The following is a 2,940-nucleotide window of genomic DNA, read 5'->3' on the forward strand; positions in this document are numbered from 1 at the left end:
ATCAGGCCGCCGCCATGCTGAAAAAAAGCCTTTACCACTTGCGTTCTGGCATCCAGCAGCATGGGATCACTGCCGACATTAAAGGTGCGCCAGGTTCCCATGCCAATAACCGGCAGTGTGGTGTCAGTATTACCAAGGTTTTTTTGCAACATCCCGTTATTACCGGGCTTGGCTGAGTTTGCCAAAGCCGGTCCGACGCTGAAAGGCAAAGATGGCAATAAGCCGGCCGCCACTGCCGCTGCCAGTAATTTCAGGCTTTGCCTGCGGCTTAACCGGTTACGCATGATTTGCCCCTCGCTGATCATCTTTTGTCGTCAGTATCAAATAATCAGTTAAGCATAACAGTAGCTGTGCAATGTCGCCAAAGCAGTGGAGCATGCGCTGCCAGCATAGACAGATATTTCCGGGCCGAGTACACTTGGCCGCTGCTGATCATTAAATAAGGCAATGCATATGAGCCAAGACGTGTTATCTGAACAACAACAAGCCGACATAAAAAAAGAATTCGAATTTTTTGACCGTGATGGCAATGGCCAGATTGACATCGCTGAATTTATCGAGCTGCTGACGGTACTGGCACCGAAAACCAAAGCCAGTCATGTTGAAGAGGGCTTTAAACTTATTGATAAAAACGGTGATGGCTACATTGATTTCCCAGAATTTCTGCAGTGGTGGCAGCAATGCTGGTGGGAATACTAAGCAGGATTTCGAGCAGTATCAAAATAAAAAAAAAACGGCCCCCAGGGCCGTTTTTTTTTACGCAATTATCTTATTAAAAATCCAGTTGATGAGGTTCCTGTCTGGCTTCAATCGTAATATTCTTGGTGACGATAAAGTTGACCTCGTCCGGGTTTTCCGGATCGTCAGTGGTATCACAGCTTATCGCCACAGTGTAATTACCTGCATCAACATAACCGATGGCGTACTGATACTCGGTAGCATCATTATTGAAAAATACCGCAGTACTGGCGTACGGCTGATGAGTATTGGTACCGCCGTTATCGGCCAGCTCAGCTATTGGCAGGTCCAGCCCTTCGTAGATATACACCGCGGCAACAGCAGCACGTTCATCAGCAGGGTTTACATTACACTGATTGTTGATCAGGAAACTTTCTGCAACCAAGCCTTCCAGATGACCAATTTCACTGTTATCAACCAGCCTCAAACCGGTAGGTTTAACGAAATAGCCGGGAATACCAACCGGATCGACCAGTGCTTTGCGTAAGTCAAATTCCAGGGTGTAACTAAAAGTACCGCCAGCTGATAACGTCGGGCCATTCAGTCGCAACTGATTAGATGGCACCTGAACCGGATGCCGGCTGCCGTCCAGTCGCTGCAGATAACTTCCCTGGGCAATATCAAGCCGCAACTGGCCATAATTACCCGGGGCGACCTCGGCGTTGCTAATTAAAGCTTCCGATGCTGCGCCCTGTAACTGCAGTAAATCAATGCCCCTGGTGTTAGGAATGACATTGCCAGCGGCATCACGACAAAGATCATTAGTGTCAGCGGCTGAACTGTCCTGACCTAAGGTAAAGCTTTGTGGCGGCTGATCATTACCGACCAGCTGAATACCGGAGAAACATACCACTACTGCTGCGGCTTCAGTTACCGGGGCATCACTGACACCTAAACTGAATTTGGTGCTTTGGGGCGCCTCCTCTTGCTCACTGCTACCACAAGCAGTTAAACCAAGTGCTCCAAGCATTACCAACAAAGGAGTGACATTAAATTTTTGCATAATCTTTACCTCTTAATAAGCTTCTGCCGGTTTTCAGCAAATATCAGCTGTCGAATTGCCGTAATACGGACGTTCAGAACAGTAACGAGTGACACGCCATTTTATTCCAGATTATTTTAATTATTTTTCAGCCGGCTTTTTATGCACTCAGGTTTTAAAAAATTCTGCTGAATAATCAGCTAATTTCAGATAGTCTGCAGCCATAGCTAAGCGACGGCTTTGGAACTTTGAATGCTGGACTTTCGATTATATTTAGTTAGCTGCACTGCACTCTTTTGTGCAGGTGCCCTGGCCTCGGTGCAGTGGGATGGTCAACTTAATGCCGGTGTACTATCGAGTAATAACTTAAGTGTGATTGAACTGGAACAGATTTCGGAGCAAAGCGATCAGGCCCTAACGCTGGACGCATTACTGAACTTGCAATGGCAACCCAGCAGCAACAGTTATGTGGATATGGGCGCCAGTTACCACAACCGCCGATTTCAGACTCTGGAGGAATACAACCTGCAACTGCAAAGTATCTACCTTGATACCAGCTATGTTTTTATGCCGCTTACCCTGGGACTGAATTACCAGCATAGTAATGCGCAACTCGCAGGCCAGACGTTTTTAAACCAGCAGCAGGTTGGCGTTTACGCCAGTAAGGTATTGCGGCGGCAGTGGTATGTCCGGGCCGGGCTAACGGCTACCGATAAAACCTTTAAGCAGTTTCCTGAGCGCAATGCCGAAAACCTGGCGCTGCAACTGGATTTATATTGGTTCGCCCGCAACAGGCAAAATGTGGTGGCATTAAGTTACGCTCACACGAACGAAGACAGCGACAATTTACGCTACAGTTATAACGCCAACCGGGTAGACCTGCAGTTTACCAAACAGCTCACCTTTAACAGTACCGAACATAAGCTAAGACTGGGCGGTCGCGCAGAGCAGCGACGTTATCAGCATTTTTTTGACAGCAGCGCCAGCAGCCGCGACGATAACCAGCTTGGGTTAGATGCCAGTCTGCAATTTTTTATAAACCGGCATCTCAGCCTGTTAATCGCCACTGAGTGGGTTAACACTTCGTCAAATCTTAAAGACGCTGCTTATCAGGAAACCAGTTACAGTCTGAGTTTACGGCTGAATTTTTAACACACCGTAACCAAAAACGGCGTCTTTGCCCGGGCGGCCTAAATCCACTGAGCCTTGTTGCAGTGCTA

At 47.7% G+C, this 2,940-nt stretch carries 3 protein-coding genes and 1 pseudogene; 2 read left to right on the top strand and 2 right to left on the bottom strand.

Translation table 11 applies throughout. The annotated features are described in order from the left end of the window. A pseudogene (locus tag R3177_RS14185) lies at positions 1-284 on the bottom strand (hypothetical protein); the annotation flags it as partial. 169 nt (positions 285-453) lie between these two features. Here R3177_RS14185 and R3177_RS14190 point away from each other — a divergent pair. Next, positions 454-699 (top strand): EF-hand domain-containing protein, encoded by a 246-nt coding sequence (locus R3177_RS14190; protein ID WP_318971659.1) that lies wholly within the window; start codon positions 454-456, stop codon positions 697-699. 73 nt (positions 700-772) lie between these two features. Here R3177_RS14190 and R3177_RS14195 read toward each other — a convergent pair whose 3' ends face one another. Further along, positions 773-1,741, bottom strand: a complete 969-nt coding sequence (locus tag R3177_RS14195) for a DUF4382 domain-containing protein (protein ID WP_318971660.1) — start codon at positions 1,739-1,741, stop codon at positions 773-775. A gap of 231 nt (positions 1,742-1,972) precedes the next feature. Between R3177_RS14195 and R3177_RS14200 the strand changes: the two genes are divergently transcribed. Further along, positions 1,973-2,872 (top strand): hypothetical protein, encoded by a 900-nt coding sequence (locus R3177_RS14200; protein ID WP_318971661.1) that lies wholly within the window; start codon positions 1,973-1,975, stop codon positions 2,870-2,872. The last annotated feature ends 68 nt before the right edge of the window (positions 2,873-2,940 follow it).

It is taken from the genome of Arsukibacterium sp. (genome assembly GCF_033722355.1).
GTDB lineage: Bacteria > Pseudomonadota > Gammaproteobacteria > Enterobacterales > Alteromonadaceae > Alishewanella.